Source organism: Candidatus Brachybacter algidus, from assembly GCF_016707225.1.
GTDB classification, from domain to species: domain Bacteria; phylum Bacteroidota; class Bacteroidia; order Chitinophagales; family Saprospiraceae; genus Parvibacillus; species Parvibacillus algidus.
The window spans coordinates 442,923-461,265 of record NZ_JADJID010000005.1 but is presented as its reverse complement, the minus strand read 5'-3'; the positions used below and the strand labels follow the sequence as shown (position 1 = coordinate 461,265).

Genomic DNA, 18,343 nt, shown 5'->3' with positions numbered 1-18,343 from the left:
TAAAGTGAATAATTTGTAAATACAATATTATAAAATTATTCTATAAAAGGCAACAAGATTGCCAATAATAAAAAAAGCCGAATCAATATACATCGACCCGGCTTTGCTTTTTTTCAAATACTCCTTAAAAAAGCGTCCATCGCAATCCCACATATCCCCTGATGCCCATCAACGGTGCATACACCTGTGATACATCGAATAGTGATCCTTGTGGATTATCCATGCCCTGGATCGGTAGTTTTTGCCTTTCATTTGTAAGGTTTTCACCACCAACATAGATGTCGAATGCCTTAAACTTACGAGTTACCTGCGCATTTGTAGTCAAATATGGTTTCGCTTCATGTCTCTGCTGAATAGCATTCCCATTTTCCAGTGTGCGGACAAGATATTCCTGATTACCTAACCAGGTTGTCGTATTGCTGAATTCCCAATTCTGATCCCATGTCGTATAATGCAAGGCTAGCAATACTCTGTGTTTAGGCACCAACATCTTGTGCACTTCAACACCCTGCTGATCGAAAACAATGTGATTCCATTTGTAAGCCACCTTGACATTGAAGCCATCGATGACATCATAACTTGAACTAATAAGCCCAGAGGTTGTCTCCGAATTGCCATCCAAATTACTGACTCTTACACTATTAAGATCACTTTCCTGATCAACGATGATTTGATTTTGAAACCGAGTTTGATATAAATCTCCATTAACTGTAAAGTTTCGATCTGATATTTTCGATTTCAATACATATGAAATACCATAGTTAATTGCTTCTTCTGCCTCTAGCTCATTTGCAATTCTGAATTGTCTGCCATTCACGAAGGAAGAAATATTGTCTGTAAAGAAATAGGGCGTTCTGTAGCCCTTACCGATATTAGCTCTGACGACTTGATCCTGAGTTAAGTTATACTTGGCAGTAAGTGTAGGAGCTACTTGTGTCCCGTACAAATTGTGAAAATCCGCTCTTATGGTCGCTACTAAGCCAAATCTCTTTACGAATCTCGCGTCAGCCGTGATCTCCGGATTGTATGAATACTCTGCATAAACTCCGGGAACAAACTCTTTTCGATCATAATCCCCATTTGAAATCACTTGTTCCAACTTTTCTGCAAGCAAACTTCCGCCTGCATAAATGATGTGATTTCCTTCATCGAATCTATCTTCATACAACGCCTGGAAATAACCCTTGCTTTGTTTTCCTGCGTAATTAAGTGCGCCATAATTAGCATCCAATAAATTATTTGAATATTGATATTTAAAACCCATCGTTCTACCTTCCTTATCAAAACCGACATAACCGGTATTACCGCTGATGGCAAAACGCTGAGCATCACTTTTTGCCACATATGGATGTTCAGGATCGACATTTGCCTGACCTGCTTCCCTTTGATCTTTTACGAAGTGAACGCTTAGGCCACTTTCCCAGGGACCGAGACCGTTCATTGCAATTTTATACAAGACATTGAACTGGGATGAAAGCGGCATGTCCAGATAATTGTCATTGTTGTAGTCTGTTTTGACAAAGTTTTTACTTCCGTGAACGAAAAGTCCAGTTGCAAATGCAGGGTTCTTTAGGACTTTGTTCAAATGCACATTTGCCTCGAATCTGCCCATGGTATTACCATATACATTTACAAAAAGCGGGGGCTCTTCGAATGGATTCTTTAGACCAATATTTACCTGACCCGAAAATCCATTGCTACCGTTAATAGCATTGGAAATGCCTTTTGAAATCGCCACTTGATTTAACCAGGTGCCGGGAATCATATCAAGTGCAAATGGATAATTAATACCAGAGAAATCCGGCATGTTATCCAATGTCATCAAACTATAAATACCCCTTAATCCGAGTATCTCCATTTCTTTAGCGCCTGTCACGGCATCAGTTTCACTGACACTTACCGAACCACTGTTGTCAAAACTTTCGCTCAATCTGCAGCAAGCAGCTTTTTGAAATTCTCTTTTGCCAATCGTCTCAACGTTACGGGTTTCAAGCGTATTTAATTCCCTGTTGACTTTTTCCTTGATAACTACCTCTTTGAGTTCTACGACTTTATTTGCAGTGATCTTTAATGCTGCTGTGGCGTCAACGACATCGACATGAACGATGTTTTCGTCTCCAAGATCTACGTCCAGATGTGCAGGCCAGGTAACACTATTCAAGATAAAATATCCATTCTCATCAGTCTGCACTTTCGGTCCGGCGTGATTGACGGAGATCCATGCGCCTATGATTGGGGTGCCTGATTGATCTATGAGTTGAGACTTTATGCCGGTCTGTTCATTCTGACCAAAAATACTTCCGGAAAGTATAAGTATATAAAATAATAATATATGTTTTATTTTCATTGCTTAATAATATTGGTAAATAATCCTGAAACAGATCACGGGGATCCATTCAGATTTCAGATTGACTTGTAATAGCCAATAATCAAAAACCAAATTATTCTAACAAATGAAGGAATTGAGATCGATCCGCTGCTGCAGTCCGGTCCTGGCACGGGAGGTTTTGGTGCGTTTAAGAAAATCCCAAAATGGATTTTGATCAACAGATTGGGTTGGAGTTATAAATGGAGTAAATGAAATTAAAGTGCTTAAAACCGAATAGTCAAGAATTGAATTAACCTTGATCTCCGGCTTAACTGACACGATGTCTGCCTTTTTGTACTCGGTGGTATGTGTGTGGCAGTCGCTTTTTTCTTTCGCCTTTGGCGCGCAACAATCGTCTTTCACGTCATTGCATTGTAGCTCATTATCATTGGGCGGACAATGATCGTCTTCAGAAACCATATATGAGAATTCAATCACAGAAGCTCCCGTATGAAGGCAGGTATGGACAGAATATAGCAATCCTGTATTGCTAAGGTATAGCAATGCAATCATGGAAATAAGACCAAACTTTCTGAGTTTTTCTTTCACGAAATGGTTGAATTATGCTGCAAAAATACAAATAGTCTGATAATATCTAATTTTTATTGCTACGATAACAATTCTTTAAGATTCAGGTTGACTATACTTCTACCATCAATGTTCGGAAAGCTACGAATTTATCTGGAAATTTATTCAATCCTTCTTGCTGTAGATCGTAGGCATATTGCTCTACATATGTGTCATATTGCTCCATATTTATAGCTTTATATTGAAGGATAAATGTTTCTCCCTCCTCATCTTCCGGCTTGATCAACTTGTAGAAATCGTATGCTACAAAGCATCCGGTAGCAATGACGCGAGGGATGTGGTGGAGCTTCATCCATTCTATCCATTCCATTTCGGTGTCGGTGTCGACAGTCAAAGAGACGTTATAAGAGATCATGGTAATTTAATTTATTGGGTATAAAAGTACTATTTAAATTAGAACGAATATTTGGAATAAAAGATGTCTTTGCTCTTCGCCTTCAATTGCCGTTGACTTCAGTCAACGGAAAACTGAAAATAAAAAACCCCAACCCGGCCTAAACCGGATTGAGGGCAAATATAAATTCACAAAATTCTTACTTCTGAACTATGTCAGCTCTCAAACTTTCGAGAACTACTCCTACTTTAGTGATTTGAGCATCAGGAACACCTACCTTTTTAGCACCTTTCACGACATCGTCGATGAAGGCATCCATATCAGCATTTGCTGCTTTTTCGGCCATTCTTGAATTTTTTGCAGGATCATGAGTATCCTTCATGTTTTTTCCGGAATAAGTGTAATTTTTAGCACCTGCTCCGATAGAAATAAAGTCTGTTAAGTTTTTAGATAATGCAGAAAAACCAGACAAATTACCCGCACCTACTTCAGAAAGTAGTACAGGAAAGAATTTAGTTAATCTGGAATCTCCGGCGATAATAAAGATGGTACTATCTACTACTGAACGGATACCCAATCTTCCTTTTTCTATTTGAGAACCGGCATTGTTTGGATCTGCAACCATTGCCGTACCGCCTAATTCGTCATACAAAGTAGCTGCAGGAGCTACAGGATCATCATCTTTACAAGATGAGAAGAACATAACTACTGCCACCATTGGCAGAATTAATTTTTTAAATGCATTCATTTTCAAAAGTTTTAATAGTTAAAAAATATTTTTGATTGTTGAGATTACTTTAAACGTTACTGAATTTCGATTCATAACTGGACAGCTGCTTGCAAGATCTTCTTCTGTAGGAATAAACATGGATGACATATCAGGGAAATTTGACTCCACTGCACTTCGAATATCCTCGACGCTAGTCTTAGTATTATCATATCCAACTACAATATTTCCATCTTGAACATTTAGTAAAGTCTGAGTTACTCCAGGTAAATTTCTAATAGAAGTTTGCATAGGATTAGCTACCGCAGGTTCTAATTTTGAATTAAAATCAACTCTGGTCAATTCTATATTTCCATTATCCACAGGTGTTGTATCTACTATTAATATCACATGGATCGCGGTCACAAGTAATAAAACCATGATGGTAATTACACTTATTTTTATAACCTTATTTCTCTTTTTCATTTATTTATATTTTAAAAAAAATTAATAAAAGGACGCAACCCGGACCAATGAATGTTAAATTTATTGATCATAAGTTTGATTAAAGCGACATATAAATTTTATAAAATGTCTTACAATAAATTAATTAATCTGGAATGCATCTCTAAATTAAACTAAGCATTAACAGTAGCTTTTCTCAATTCTTAACGCTCATGGTTGCTAATCCATATGATTAAATAGTGTGTAATTGCCTATGTATTGTATTTGAATTAAACCATAAAAGGCTGGTCATAGAAAATCCTATGACCAACCATTTATGATCGTACTATTTCTGTTACTTAGGCATTAAAACTTTGTCAATTGAATGGATAACACCATTTTTCTGATTGATATCATATACAATGATATTCGCCGTTCCACCTTTCTCGTCTGTTACAGTAATGTTATGAGCACCATTCATTTTGAATGTCAACTCACCACCTGCTACTGTCTTCATTGATACTTTACCTTTACCTTTTTTAATTGCTGCTGCAACATCATTGAAGGTATATTTTCCTGAAATAACATGGTAAGTAAGGATACCTGTAAGCATTTTCTTATTTTCTGGCTTCAAAACAGTTTCCACTGTACCTGCCGGAAGATTCTCAAATGCATCGTTAGTCGGTGCGAAAACGGTGAAAGGACCTTTGCTTTTCAATGTTTCAACAAGACCTGCTGCCTTTACTGCTGCTACTAATGTAGTGTGATCTTTAGAATTGACTGCATTGTCCACTATATCTTTCGTAGGATACATGTCAGCGCTACCGACCATTACATTTTGTGCAAAAGTGTTTGTTGTGAAAAGTGCAATTACGATTGCATATGTTAAGATTAATGATTTCATTTTTAATTATTTTATTTTATTTCGTTAATGCTTTACCTACGGAGGGGATTAAAATTTGGATTTAAAAAGTATGAAAATAATTGTAAATAATTAACTCATAAATCCCAATTCGCTTATTATTTAACTGCATATCAATTAATTACGAAGAATACTCAAGTTCAATAAAATATTAATCTAATATTTACCAAAACCTATTTAATCTTTAGATCGGTTACGAATAGAATAAGAAATGTGGCATTAAGTATAATTGAAGTATTTTTGTGTAATTGAAACATATGATATGAAAGATAAAACTAAAAAATACTCTAATGGAGAAGTAACAGTTGTATGGAAACCAGCTACTTGCATACATTCTACCATCTGCTGGAAAGGAATTAATGGCCTTTCTTCCGTATTCAATCCAGCAGAAAGGCCATGGATCAAACCAGAAGGTGCATCAACTCAAGCCATCATCAATCAAGTCAAACTTTGCCCATCTGGTGCTTTGACATATTTCTTGAATGATGAAGTGGAAGCAGCAATCGAAGCAGAGCCTTCTAAAGATATAGCTCGGGTTGAAGTCAAACCAAACGGTCCTCTTTTATTCCATGGCAACTGTATTGTAATAGACAATCAAGGAAATGAATCAATAAAGGAAAATGTAACTGCTTTCTGCCGATGTGGCCATTCCACTAATAAACCATATTGTGATGGTAGCCATAGGAAAGAAGGATTTGTAGGGTGAGATATAAGGTGATAAGGTTCAAATTCGAATAGAATCAATAGTTCAATATTGCAAAATAAATAACAAAAAATGGTTGAACTATAATAATGATACTTGAATAGATTACGGATTACCGATTACTGATTACTAATTACCCATTACTCATAAAATATGGATTGGAACAGCCTCATTAACGGATTCAGACAATACATCAGTCTAGAAAAAGGACTAAGCAACCACACGCGTCTCGCCTACGTGAGTGATCTGAGAAAACTAGAATGGTATTTTAATGAGCAGGAATTAAAGTTGTCACCCATCGATTTAAAGCCTCAGAATGTTATTGATTTTATTATATATCTCAATAGCCTTGGAATCGGTGAACGCAGCCAGGCAAGGATGTTAAGCAGTATTCGTGCATTTTTTAAATATTTATTGATAGAAGACCTGATCAAAGTCGAACCTACTGAACTGATCCAGGGACCAAAATTGCCAATTACATATCCTGAAGTCCTATCCGTGGAGGAAGTGGAAAAATTTCTCTCAGTAATAGATCTCAGTGATCCCCATGGTCACAGAAATCGCGCCATGTTTGAGACCTTATATGCATGCGGACTCAGGGTCAGCGAGATGATAACCCTCAAGTTAGCAGGTTACTTTCCTGATATTGGTTTCGTGAGGGTCATCGGCAAAAACAACAAAGAGCGAATCGTGCCGATCGGAGAGACGGCAATTCAACAAATTAATTTCTATCTGGAAGGCGAACGACGTCAAGTCACTCCAAAACCCGGATTTGAAAACTATGTATTTCTGAATCGTCGTGGCGCCGGCCTCACACGCAATATGATTTTTATGCTGGTCAAGGATTATGCCATAAAAGCAGGTATAGAAAAGAATATCAGTCCGCATACCTTCAGACATTCTTTCGCTACACATCTTGTGGAAGGAGGAGCTGACCTTAAAGCTGTGCAAGACATGCTGGGCCATGAAAGTATTACCACTACTGAGATCTACACTCATCTCGACATGGGATACTTGAGGGAGACATTAATGAGGTACCATCCGCTGTATGTAAGAGATTCTAGACGCTAGATTCTAGACTATGGTTTCTAGTGTCTGACATAAATATTATAAATTTGATTCGATTTTATATTTCAGATAAAGCATTTTTGAATGAATAAGTTAATTTTCTTTTTGTTATTAATTTCTCTGAATAAAGTTTTCGCTCAGGAAGCTGAAAACACTTTCTACATAGGCCATAGCCTAATAAATCTCAATATTCCTGCCATGACTCATTCGTTATCAGTGGATGCTGGAATATCTAACGACGATTATAAATATCAGATAGGCAATGGCGCAAATCTTTGGTATCAATGGGATACTTTGATTGGCAATGAACAAGGAACGCCTTATCAGCAAGCATTACCTACCGGTACATACGACAATCTAATATTTACTGAAGCAATAGCATTGCAAGGACATATAGATTGGTCTGACACTTACGGATACGCGAATAAATTTTGTGAATATGCACATTCTTTTAATCCTGATATTGCCATGTATGTTTATGAAACATGGCATTGTCTGAAAAGTGGTACAAATGAAGGTTGCGAATGGGATCCTGGAAACAATATTGGCTGGAGACAAAGATTGGACGATGATCTTTCATTATGGGAAAACATAGCAAATTATGTCTTATCTGGAAATCCGGGATTCAATGTAAAATTAATACCCGGAGGGCAAGGAATGGCGCGTTTATATGATGCCATTGAGGCTGGCACTATAATCGGAAGAAATGACATCAGTCAATTTTATTCTGATGACATTCACCCCAATAACGATGGAAATTATTTTATCGCATGCATCATGTTTGCATGCATATATGAGCGAAGTCCGATTGGACTGACGAATCAACTTCATGATGAATGGGGTTCGCCTTATCCGGCAATTAGTCCGGATATAGCTCTGAGGCTTCAGGAACTTGCCTGGGAGACTGTTTGTGAATATGGCAATTCCGGTGTAGAATGCACACCTTCTTCTACAAATTCAATACCCAACATTGATATGTATTATGACCAGACAAGCCAATTGCTGAAGTTAAGTAAAAATTATACAGGCGATATATTCTTGTATAACACAAGCGGTATGTTAGTTGAGAAATTTAGCTTAAATAATGACAATAATATTGATCTCAACCATCTTTTCTCTGGCGCTTACTTTGTTAAGGTCAATGGAGGGAATACGCTGAAAATCTTGAGAAGGTGAGAAGGTGAGAAGGTGAAAAGGTGAGAAAGTGAGAAAGTGAGAAAGTTAGGAGGAGAGGATGTGAGGATGTTTTGTACTGATTACTGACCTCTGATTACTGACCTCTGACTACTGACCACTGACTACTGACCACTGACCACTACTTACTCATATCTCAACGACTCTACCGGATCAAGTCTTGCTGCTTTGATAGCCGGATAGATTCCCGAAATAAGGCCAACAAGAGCACAAGTAATGATGCCCATGATAATCCATGCCCAAGGAATGATGAAAGCTCCTTTCATAAATATACTGATGGAGTTGCCAGCCAAGATACCGAGGAATATCCCAATCAATCCACCGATTTGACAAATGACAATGGCTTCGATCAGAAATTGAAATAATATATTGTTTTTTGTAGCGCCAAGAGCTTTTCGAATGCCTATTTCTCTTGTTCTTTCTGTCACGGAAACCAGCATAATATTCATAAGGCCGATAGCAGCACCAAGAAGTGTAATGAGTCCAATTCCAACAGTAGCAAGTCGCAATGTGGCGGTATTTTCTTCCAAAATACTCATGATGGCATCAGACTTTTCTATTTGAAAATCATCCTCTTCCACTACCTTCAGTCTTCTGATTGTCCGAAATAAACCTGTGGTATAATCTATACTTTCTTGCAGAATAGATCCAGCAGGCACTCCAACTGTAATGTCATAATTTTGATCGGTATAGCCATAGATCTTCTTCTGTGTTAGCAAAGGTATTTCGATTTGCTTGTCCACATTGTTATTCATACTAGAGCCTTGAGTAGTCAACACTCCCACAATACGAAACCTATTGCCACTGATAGAGATGTTTTGATCTAGAGCAGCCAATTCTCTGCCACTGAATAGTTTTTTGACAATTTCACTTCCTACAAGACAGACATTAGTACCGTACAAAAATTCATTTGCAGAAAAAGGACGACCAGCGCTTAATTCATATGCATTAATATCCAGGTAATTCTCATTGATTCCTATGACACCGATGTTGGGATCTGTCTTCTTATCACTGTAGGTAACTGACGCATTACCAGAGGCCCATCCTGAAATACCAATTTTTGTGGGAAGCTTGTTTTTCTCTGAAAGAGCCATTGCATCTTCGAACGTGATAGGAGCTCCTTGTTTGGCTTGTCGGCCTCCTCTATTATTCCTAAAAGTGTCTCCCTTTCTGACGATTCCAAATGAATTAGCACCCAAACCCGAAAAATTATTTGTCATAGACAAAAGGATAGAATCAATAGCTGTAAGAATGCCCACCAATGCCATGATGCCAAATGCAATGATCATCATGGTAAGCAGTGATCTCAACAGATTGGAGCGCACATTCGCAATGGCCAGCCTTACATTTTCAAATGGATTCAACGAAAATTGATCTTTTAGACTTTAATTTGATAAAGGTAAAAAATACCTTTGTCTTGTTATATTTCTTTTGATGAATGGTTTGAAATATCCGATGAAATGAAGGAGGATTTTTGAATAGCTAAAGCAATTAGTTCGAAATCTTTTTAATGCGACTAAAGTCGAAGAAGAATTATATTTGATCAGTTGGTTAAAACCAACTGCAATTTATCAGAGCATATTTCAATAATCATATAGATACAAAAGTTATTCATTGCTCATTATTCATTTTCTTATCAGGCATTTTCCCACACCTTGCAACCTTCTGTGCAATTAGTACAAATATCGATCTTATCGCGCCCATTCAATAGTTCCTTTCTGAATGATTGATATGGCTTATCCGCCCATATTTTCTTAAAACTATTTTGCTTAAGATCACCGAGTCTATAGGTGGCATCTTTGTCAAAACAACATGGCACTACTTTTCCATCCCAGGTGATGACGCAGCTGTGCCAAAGCTTCCAGCAGTGATTCAGCAGTTGATTTTTGATTGAAAAACTTCCATCTTTTTGCTTTTTATACCTGCTGTATTTTTCAATGGTCGGGATCAGTTCATTGCCGTCTTTATAATCATAGACTTGCGCAGTCTTTAGTTTTACTTCATCTACGCCGATTTCTTCAGCGAGTTTATAAATCTCAGGAATCTGATGCTCATTGGGCTTTACCACTAAAAACTGAAATATAATGTGAGGTGTAGCAGATTTTAGTTCCTTTTTCCACTTCACAAGATTGCGGGCACCTTGTAAGACATTTTCCAAATTCCCTTCTTTGCGATAGCTTTCATACGTGTCCTGGGTAGTACCGTCTACTGAGATAATGATTCTACTTAAGCCAGACTCAACGGTCTTCTTAGCATTGGCTTCTGACATGAAATGCCCATTTGTTGAGGTAATGGTGTATATTTTTTTGTCGGCTGCATATCGCACCATTTCCAGAAAATTGGGATTGATGTAAGGTTCTCCCTGAAAATAAAATATCAGGTAAAACAAATTAGCCCCCATTTCATCAATCGTCGTCCTAAAAAAATCTGCTTTCAAATTGCCGGTAGGGCGCGAAAAAGAACGCAATCCACTTGGACATTCAGGACATCTAAGGTTACAGGCAGTGGTAGGTTCGAAGCTGATGGTAAATGGCTTGCCCCATTGAGTCGGCTTACCGGTAAGTTTGGTGTATTGGTAAGATAAATATACCTGAGCGGCATTCACCACCTTACGGATTCGCACCTTCGAAAGGAAGTGCATGGTATCTGCCAGGTACATTTTCATGACAGGGCGAGTTTCTCACGTTTTCTGAATAAATGATTTGCATTTGAAGTCGTTGCTGCTGCCAATTCTTCTAATGAAATATTCCTGATATCAGCCAGACGCTGCGCAATTAATGGAATATAAGCACTTTCATTTCTCTTGCCACGATGAGGTACAGGTGTCAAATATGGAGCATCCGTCTCGAGAACGATCTTATCTAAAGGAATCGATTCGATGACAGGAATTAAAGTCGTATTTTTATAAGTACTCGAACCTCCAAATCCCAGTACAAACCCAAGACTAATTGCCTCTTCAGCTTCTTCTGAACTTCCTGTAAAGCAATGCATGACGCCGCCCGTCAAGATCTCTCGATTTTCTGAAAGCACATCCAGAATCTCCCGAGTGCTGTCACGCGAATGGATGCTAATAGGAAGATTGTATTCATTTGCCCATCCGAGCTGAATTTTGAAAGCATCCACTTGTATATCCAAGGTTGTCTTGTCCCAATAAAGGTCGATTCCGATCTCACCGATGGCTGCATACCTTCGTTTATCAAGCCATCCTTTCAATCCTGCCAAGACATCTTTATAGTCTTCTTTGACCGAGCATGGATGCAAGCCCATCATTGATACGCAATAACCGTTAGAATTGTCTTCAAGATCATGCATAACATCTACCGAAGTCTGATCGATATTTGGCAAAAAGACCTTTTCAATACCTGCATCTTTAGCCCTTTTCAACATTTCTGAGCGGTCATTATCAAAAGATTTGGAGTATAAATGCGCGTGTGTATCTATGAACATGAATATCAGCTGATTTTTGGCTTATAACAATGAGTAAGATATAGAGTTGTAAAGGTCGGAAAAAAGAAATAAAAAAGCCCCCAATTCGGGGGCTATTAAAACCTAAGTTTATTATTAATTTTTATAGGTAATCCTAAGTTCTGTTTCAAAAATTGTTGCTGTAACAACTAGTTGATTTTCAGTAATCGATTCAATGTTTGTAGCAAACCCAAATCCACCGGACAGAAGAGTAAGGGTCTTGTCAGAGTTTGAAAGTGTCCATGTTCCCTCTTCCACAGGATCAGTTGTTCCTTCACATTTCTCTCCATTATCATTCGTGATATAAGAACCATTGCTATTAAATTTTGTACAGTCGTCCAATTCACACGCATCATAAGTATCATTAGTATAATCTTTGTAATTGCCGGAATCATCTTTTTCTTCATATTTTGCTATCTTCCAGCAACTAGGACCTGTAATCTTTTCAGTTACAGTTTTTTCTTCATCTTTCTTACACGAAGTCATAAGCCCGGTAGCAATGAATAAGAATAGAAGAAATTTAATTTTGTTTTTCATGTTTTAAAAATTTTATAGTTATTGAATTAAATTAACAAAGAAGATAGATCACCCTCCAAGTTATATTTATATAAAATTAAAATCATGTAGTGGAATAGGTGATTCAACTAATAACAAAATAAAGGTAAATATATTTATTAATAAATAAAATTTTTGAAAGACTTAATTAAAAAAGAATATTAATAATTTAATACATTATGCCAATTTCTAAATAACCCGTATTAATTAAGGGCAGCATCATTTGAAATCAAATTCTTAACTTTGAAAAAAAATTTGATCTTGGCAAAGAAGAAACCTAAATTTTATGTGGTGTGGAAAGGTCGTAAAACCGGCATTTTCGACACCTGGGATGAATGCAAAGCGCAGGTCTTAATGTTTGAAGATGCTTCTTATAAAAGTTTTCCGTCAAGAGCCGAAGCCACTATGGCCTTCAATGCCGGGTACAATGCGACCAAAGGCACAAAGACTAAAGCTTCATCGGGTTCTGGCGCAATTGTCTCAAAAAGTAATATTGTTAAAAACAGCATTTCTGTAGATGCGGCATGCAGTGGCAATCCGGGTTTGATGGAATACAGGGGTGTCTATACGCACAATAAGCAAGAGATTTTTCATCAGGGACCTTACAAAGATGGAACAAATAATATTGGTGAGTTTCTGGCGCTGGTGCACGCATTGGCAGCATTGAAGAAACAAGGAAAAGAAGATGTGCTGATTTATTCTGATTCTAAAATCGCTATTGGTTGGGTCAAAAAAGGTAAATCAAATACAAAGCTGGAGCCTACCGGCAGAAACGAGATCATCTTCGACCTCATCGACCGTGCAGAAAAATGGTTACAGTCCAATTCATTTAAAAACCCGATCGCCAAGTGGGAGACAAGGTCCTGGGGAGAGATACCGGCGGATTTTGGGAGGAAGTGAGGCGGATGTGAGAGTCTAGAAGTTAGTGTCTAGTGTCTAGTGTCTAACATCTAGTGTCTGTTGTCAAAACTTTGCAAACTTCAGCCTATAATCAGCACTTACCTTACCTTTCTTAATTGCTTCCAGCCTTCTTTTGATCATCTGTTTCTTGACCGGACCAAGTTTCTCTGTAAATAAAACGCCCATATTGTGGTCATACTCATGTTGGATGACGCGCGCATTGATCCCCTCGAATGTTTTTTCGTACTCCTTAAAAGACTGATCCTGATACCTTATCTTAACAGTAGGTAATCTTTCCACATCACCCCGGATATCTGGAATGGATAGACAGCCTTCCTCATAAGCCCAAATATCCCCAACCTCCTCGATAATCTCCGCATTGATGAACACTTCCTTAATTCCCTTACCCTTGCTTTCCTCTTTTTCTACTTGAACCGTATCGATGATAAACAACTTAATGTTCAAACCGATCTGTTGAGCTGCCAAACCAACTCCATTGGCATTGTACATAGTCTCATACATATTGTCTATCAACTTGTTCAACTCCGGATAATCTGCATCAATTTCTACTCCTTCCTTCTTTAACACCGGCTGACCATATGCGTATATTGGTAAAATCATATTTTAATCAAAATTAATTCCTGTTATAAATTTGAAAATTACAGGGCAATGCATTGCCTTTCTGCCAATTTCCTTTCAATAGATTTCATTCTCGCCTCTTCACCTCTTCACCTTCTCACCTATAGTATCTAGTATCTAGTATCTCAGATAATCCTGCAAAATTAATATAGCTGCGACTTTATCCACTAAAGATTTGTCTTTTCTTTTTTTCTGGCCAACTCCGGAAGCCAAAATGACTTGCTTAGCTCGCACAGAACTAAAGGCTTCATCATGCAATACAACAACAATGTGTGGATAAGTTTTTTTTATTTTTCGTTCCAGGCCAATGATCTGATTCATAAATGAAACTGCATTTCCATCAGCATGTGTTGGGTGACCGATCACAATCTTCTCCACCTCTTCTTTCTTAATATATGCTTCCAACCAGTCCCACAAAGTTCCTGTAGGCACAGTATCTACGCCATGAACTGCTATTTGCAATATATCAGTCGCGGCTATACCACTTCGTTTTGTACCATAATCTATTCCAACTATTCTAGACAAGAGCAACTAGTTTTTCAGGAGAAGCTTCCTTTTTTAAATAATAAATTACGCAGCTATTCCTCACATCAAAGATCTTCTTAGCCACTCTTTGCAATGAGGACGCTGAAATATTTTGGTAAATATCATACTCTGTATTTATAAGTGAAATATCACCGATACTTTCAAAATATGCAAGGTTCATCGCTTTATTGGTTAGAGAGTACTCTGAGAATGTAAGAGTAGAAATGCTTTTATTAATGATCTTATCCAGTTCTCTCTGATCGACAATATGGTTCATCAGATCATCTACTTCAGTCCAGATAGCAGCTTCTGCCTCCTCAGGACTTACACCTTCTGATATTTTGCCATCTATAACTAGAAGGCCTTCTTCACTTGTTCCATTCGTGTAAGCATCAATAGAGGAGAATAATTTCTTCTTTTTAACCAGTGATTCATGCAATCTAGCAGATCTACCACTTGCTAAGATATCTGAAAGCAGATCACATACATAAAACTCTTCGTCTATTCTTGCAGGAATATGAAATGCTATATAAATAGCCGGGACACTTACTTTAGCATAAATTATTTTCCTTCTTTGCTGCCTTTGTTTTGGCTCTTTTGGTATGATTTTCTGGTCAATTGGTTGATTGGGAATTTCATTAAACTGGTTAATGATCATTTTTCTGACCTTAGCCTCTGAAAAGTTGCCTGTGACTGTGAGAATTGCATTGGATGGTTGATAGTTTCTTAAATAAAAATCCTTTGCATCTGGTTGTGTAACTCTTTTGATATCGGCAGGTCTGTAGCCTATAACAGGCCATTTGTATGGATGCTTTTTGTATGCCAACTTACAAATATGATGCCAGATGTCCCCATATGGTTCATCAATGCAAGTTTCATAAAATTCTTCGATAACAACTTTTTTCTGAACTTTAAACTCTTCCGCTTCTAGACTAAGCTTTGTCATTCTATCGGCTTCAAGCCACAGAAGCAATGCAAGATTGTTGGCAGGAGCATAGCTGTAATAATTGGTTACATCATTGGAAGTGAAGGCGTTATTATCACCACCTGCTTGTTGGATTGGAATATCAAAATCCGAAACAGTTTCTGTTCCTGTAAACATAAGATGCTCGAATAGGTGTGCGAGTCCTGTAAGTTTTTGGTCTTCGTTTTTGGATCCTACCTTATACAATATATTGACTACCACCATTGGTGAGGATAAATCCTTGTGCAGGATTACTGTCATACCGTTGTCTAGGATAAATCTTTCATAATTAACCATGCTGCAAACATAAGTTAATTTGTAGTAGATTGTTCAAATCTACTAGATGATTTCATTGGCATCGTTACTAAAGATGAAATAAGATCAAGACTACAGTGCTGCCATTACGTACATTTCTGACATTGTGGGGCTAGGCACTCCACCTTCCTTTTCCATAGTTATAGCAAAAGCTTGAGCATTATCAATATTGGTCATTTTGACGAACGAGTTGCTGTCAAAGTTATTCGGTAACATTCCCATATCCATAGGAACACCATCCTTTATAGCCCAAAGTTGGAACTGTTTGCCATCCTGAGGTTTAGGTAAGCTGTTAGGATTCAGATAAACTATAGATTCCTTTTTGTTCCAATATACAGTTGCCACAGATTCTGGGCTTTTCTCTTTGATCCCCGGCATTGCTATCTTTTGGAAACTTGGATCTTGCATGATAGTCATCTTCTGAGTCATAGTATGCATTTGATCTTCAAGGCCGGAATTAGAAACGCTCATTTTATTCAGCTCTTCTTTATAATCACTACTATTTTTTAAATTAAGACCAGCCAAGGCTATACAAAAAACCACAGAGGCTGCTGCCATGTATTTAATGAAGTTACTCTTAGGTGGCGCTTCAGACATTTTAATGATATTGTCTTTGCGGGGTTCAACTACTTTTACTTGATCTTCAATAGGATCAGGAATTACCTCCACTATCTGCGCTTCAGTTTCAATTGAATTATTCTGCTCTTTTAACCGGCCTAAAATCTTAGCCCTTAAGTCAACAGGCGGTTCCACCTGGAAAGCCATAGCCAATCTCTCAATTACTTGTTGCTGACTGAATAGTTCTTGTTGTATCTCAGGATATATGTGGCTCATACACTCCACCTCTTGCCGCTCCTGAGCAGAGACATCTCCGAGCACGTACTGCTCAATTATTCCGGAGTTTATGTATTCTTGAATGTTCATTATTTAATGTCAAATACTTTTTTTAAAGATTGCATCGCTGTTCGAATCTTGGTCTTAACAGTGCCGAGAGGTATTCCTTTCATATCCGTTATTTCCTGTTGAGTATAGCCATTAAAGTAATGCAATTCAATCATTTCTCTCAGATCAGGTTTCAATTTACTAACGATCTCCCTCAACCCTATGGTATCCGTTTGACTATTACTATTTGTCGCCCCTTTCGATTCTATTGTACCTACGATTTGATCGTCAAGTTGGATTTTATATTTCCTTTCCTTTTTTCTTAAAGCATCCAGAGCTTTATTTCTGGCTATATTTAATATCCAAGTAAATAAGGATCCCTTAGTTGCATCATATGTATCTATCTTGAGGCTGATATTAATAAATGCATCCTGCAACACGTCACTTGCTTCATCTGCATCAGTTACAATCTTAAGTACTATACCATATAGTGCTGCTGAATACCTGTCGTACAGATATTCAAAGGCAGCTTCCTGCTTGGATTTCAAGCTGCTGATTAGGATAGCATGGTCATCAAAAGAACTCATGAAACGATGTTAGATAGGCCATTTAAAATTAAAAGCACCAATACAAATGTATTAATAATTTGTTTGCTGCACCCTTTTTTGTTCAAAAAGCCATTTAAATAAATCTTTTGTCTGAAAGGTCGCGTCCCAGGAGTTGTGATTGGCATAAGGAAATTCTGTATATTTAGGAAATCCACCATTCGCAATAATCTTATCCACCATATCCCTTGAAAATTTAGGGAAGACTTCATCGTCTTGTGCTCCATGAAATAACCAAACCGGAACTTTGGTTGCAAAGTTACTTACATAACCAAGGTCACCACCGCCGCATATGGGAATTGCAGCCGCGAACATTTCAGGGTGCCTGCTAATAGCCTCTAAGGTGCCCATGCCTCCCATGCTCAGCCCCATTATATAGATTCTATTGCTATCTATATTAGACATCTTTTTATAATATGTTATGATATCAAAAACAGAATTTAGTGCAAAGGAAGGCTGAAGCGAATAGTCAAAAACATATTTAATCTGACTACTTTCTTTTGATTTATTCCTGGTTGCCCAATACGATTCTTCCGGACATTGAGGAAAAACGACAAAAGCAGGATAATCTTTACGGTTTTTTTTTGTTAAAAACATTGTTGAACCGTGTACAAGTTGCTTTATGTTATCGCTTCCACGTTCTCCAGATCCATGAAGGAAAATGACCAGTGGATATTTTTTCTTTTTCTTCAATTTCGAAGGATCAAGCTTTCTAAAGACAATCGTTTTGCCATCTTTATTTTGTATAGTCTCTGGTTGAAAAGATGGTTGTGAGAAAAGATCAAAATTCCACAGCGACAAAAAACAAAAAGACAAGATAATTTGTTTCATCATAAGATTATTAAGTATCATGCTAGATTAATGTTAGCTTAAAGATGCAATAAATATCACATCCAAATGTTACCAGCTGAAAAAACTAAATGAATCTCATCTTGGATTACTACTTGAATTGAATATTATATTTCTAAAAACGATAAAAAATTTAAAAGTCAGCGCTAAATCGTCTTAACATCAAAGTAAAGATAAATTCTTCTGTTTATTTATCAAATACATATCAATTATTTAATATATGAATAAATAATATGTTTATAATTGCTTGGTTTCGACGTTTGGTTGCAATATCTTTGTAACTCATGAGTAGTCCATTAGCACTTTATACATTAAGT

20 protein-coding genes are annotated in these 18,343 nt (G+C 37.4%); 4 read left to right on the top strand and 16 right to left on the bottom strand.

Translation table 11 applies throughout. From position 1 onward, the window contains the following. Positions 1 to 124: 124 nt before the first annotated feature. From IPI15_RS16310 to IPI15_RS16285, 6 genes are all read right to left on the bottom strand, one after another. Positions 125 to 2,347 (bottom strand): TonB-dependent receptor, encoded by a 2,223-nt coding sequence (locus IPI15_RS16310; protein ID WP_287421246.1) that lies wholly within the window; start codon positions 2,345 to 2,347, stop codon positions 125 to 127. A 99-nt stretch (positions 2,348 to 2,446) separates the two neighbouring features. Beyond that, on the bottom strand, positions 2,447 to 2,917 hold the full coding sequence (locus IPI15_RS16305; RefSeq protein ID WP_287405595.1) for a hypothetical protein: 471 nt from the start codon (positions 2,915 to 2,917) through the stop codon (positions 2,447 to 2,449). A 91-nt stretch (positions 2,918 to 3,008) separates the two neighbouring features. After that, the gene (locus tag IPI15_RS16300; RefSeq protein ID WP_287405594.1) at positions 3,009 to 3,311 is read right to left on the bottom strand and encodes a DUF4286 family protein; all 303 of its coding nucleotides are present in this window, start codon (positions 3,309 to 3,311) and stop codon (positions 3,009 to 3,011) included. Positions 3,312 to 3,489: 178 nt separating this feature from the next. Then, positions 3,490 to 4,038: a globin family protein gene (locus IPI15_RS16295; RefSeq protein WP_287421244.1), complete on the bottom strand. Its 549-nt coding sequence runs from the start codon at positions 4,036 to 4,038 to the stop codon at positions 3,490 to 3,492. 18 nt (positions 4,039 to 4,056) lie between these two features. Continuing rightward, positions 4,057 to 4,482: a hypothetical protein gene (locus IPI15_RS16290; RefSeq protein ID WP_287421242.1), complete on the bottom strand. Its 426-nt coding sequence runs from the start codon at positions 4,480 to 4,482 to the stop codon at positions 4,057 to 4,059. 313 nt (positions 4,483 to 4,795) lie between these two features. Continuing rightward, a complete protein-coding gene (locus IPI15_RS16285; RefSeq protein ID WP_287421240.1) occupies positions 4,796 to 5,344 on the bottom strand; it encodes a fasciclin domain-containing protein in 549 nt (182 codons plus the stop codon). A 280-nt stretch (positions 5,345 to 5,624) separates the two neighbouring features. On the opposite strand from IPI15_RS16285, the gene IPI15_RS16280 reads away from it, so the two are divergent. The 3 genes from IPI15_RS16280 (at position 5,625) to IPI15_RS16270 (ending at position 8,309) form a co-directional block, all read left to right on the top strand. Continuing rightward, positions 5,625 to 6,068, top strand: a complete 444-nt coding sequence (locus IPI15_RS16280; RefSeq protein ID WP_287421238.1) for a (4Fe-4S)-binding protein — start codon at positions 5,625 to 5,627, stop codon at positions 6,066 to 6,068. A gap of 150 nt (positions 6,069 to 6,218) precedes the next feature. Beyond that, complete coding sequence (locus IPI15_RS16275; RefSeq protein WP_287421236.1) at positions 6,219 to 7,136, top strand: site-specific tyrosine recombinase; 918 nt, start codon at positions 6,219 to 6,221, stop codon at positions 7,134 to 7,136. 81 nt (positions 7,137 to 7,217) lie between these two features. After that, positions 7,218 to 8,309: a T9SS type A sorting domain-containing protein gene (locus IPI15_RS16270; protein ID WP_287405588.1), complete on the top strand. Its 1,092-nt coding sequence runs from the start codon at positions 7,218 to 7,220 to the stop codon at positions 8,307 to 8,309. 143 nt (positions 8,310 to 8,452) lie between these two features. On the opposite strand, the gene IPI15_RS16265 is transcribed toward IPI15_RS16270, so the two are convergent. The 4 genes from IPI15_RS16265 to IPI15_RS16250 form a co-directional block, all read right to left on the bottom strand. Continuing rightward, the gene (locus IPI15_RS16265) at positions 8,453 to 9,691 is read right to left on the bottom strand and encodes an ABC transporter permease (RefSeq protein WP_287405587.1); all 1,239 of its coding nucleotides are present in this window, start codon (positions 9,689 to 9,691) and stop codon (positions 8,453 to 8,455) included. 272 nt (positions 9,692 to 9,963) lie between these two features. After that, the gene (locus tag IPI15_RS16260; protein ID WP_287405586.1) at positions 9,964 to 10,992 is read right to left on the bottom strand and encodes an SPASM domain-containing protein; all 1,029 of its coding nucleotides are present in this window, start codon (positions 10,990 to 10,992) and stop codon (positions 9,964 to 9,966) included. Next, entirely contained in the window at positions 10,989 to 11,774 is a 786-nt protein-coding gene (locus tag IPI15_RS16255) for a TatD family hydrolase (protein ID WP_287405585.1), read from the bottom strand. Before IPI15_RS16255 ends, IPI15_RS16260 begins: the two co-directional genes overlap by 4 nt. Before the next feature lie 114 nt (positions 11,775 to 11,888). Then, on the bottom strand, positions 11,889 to 12,329 hold the full coding sequence (locus tag IPI15_RS16250) for a lipocalin family protein (RefSeq protein ID WP_287405584.1): 441 nt from the start codon (positions 12,327 to 12,329) through the stop codon (positions 11,889 to 11,891). Between the two features lie 279 nt (positions 12,330 to 12,608). Between IPI15_RS16250 and IPI15_RS16245 the strand changes: the two genes are divergently transcribed. Continuing rightward, the gene (locus IPI15_RS16245) at positions 12,609 to 13,247 is read left to right on the top strand and encodes a ribonuclease H1 domain-containing protein (RefSeq protein ID WP_287421234.1); all 639 of its coding nucleotides are present in this window, start codon (positions 12,609 to 12,611) and stop codon (positions 13,245 to 13,247) included. Between the two features lie 63 nt (positions 13,248 to 13,310). Here IPI15_RS16245 and def read toward each other — a convergent pair whose 3' ends face one another. From def to IPI15_RS16215, 6 genes are all read right to left on the bottom strand, one after another. Next, the gene (def, locus tag IPI15_RS16240; RefSeq protein ID WP_287405582.1) at positions 13,311 to 13,868 is read right to left on the bottom strand and encodes a peptide deformylase; all 558 of its coding nucleotides are present in this window, start codon (positions 13,866 to 13,868) and stop codon (positions 13,311 to 13,313) included. A gap of 135 nt (positions 13,869 to 14,003) precedes the next feature. Further along, positions 14,004 to 14,411, bottom strand: coding sequence for a Holliday junction resolvase RuvX (gene ruvX, locus IPI15_RS16235; protein ID WP_287405581.1), 408 nt, complete (start codon positions 14,409 to 14,411; stop codon positions 14,004 to 14,006). Further along, entirely contained in the window at positions 14,404 to 15,672 is a 1,269-nt protein-coding gene (locus IPI15_RS16230) for a M16 family metallopeptidase (protein WP_287421232.1), read from the bottom strand. Before IPI15_RS16230 ends, ruvX begins: the two co-directional genes overlap by 8 nt. Positions 15,673 to 15,762: 90 nt before the next feature. After that, entirely contained in the window at positions 15,763 to 16,614 is an 852-nt protein-coding gene (locus IPI15_RS16225) for an anti-sigma factor (RefSeq protein WP_287405579.1), read from the bottom strand. Then, positions 16,614 to 17,159 carry an RNA polymerase sigma factor gene (locus IPI15_RS16220; protein ID WP_287405578.1) on the bottom strand — a complete coding sequence of 182 codons (546 nt, stop codon included), beginning with the start codon at positions 17,157 to 17,159 and terminating at the stop codon, positions 16,614 to 16,616. Before IPI15_RS16220 ends, IPI15_RS16225 begins: the two co-directional genes overlap by 1 nt. Positions 17,160 to 17,210: 51 nt before the next feature. Then, a complete protein-coding gene (locus tag IPI15_RS16215; protein ID WP_287405577.1) occupies positions 17,211 to 18,008 on the bottom strand; it encodes a carboxylesterase family protein in 798 nt (265 codons plus the stop codon). Positions 18,009 to 18,343 lie beyond the last annotated feature (335 nt).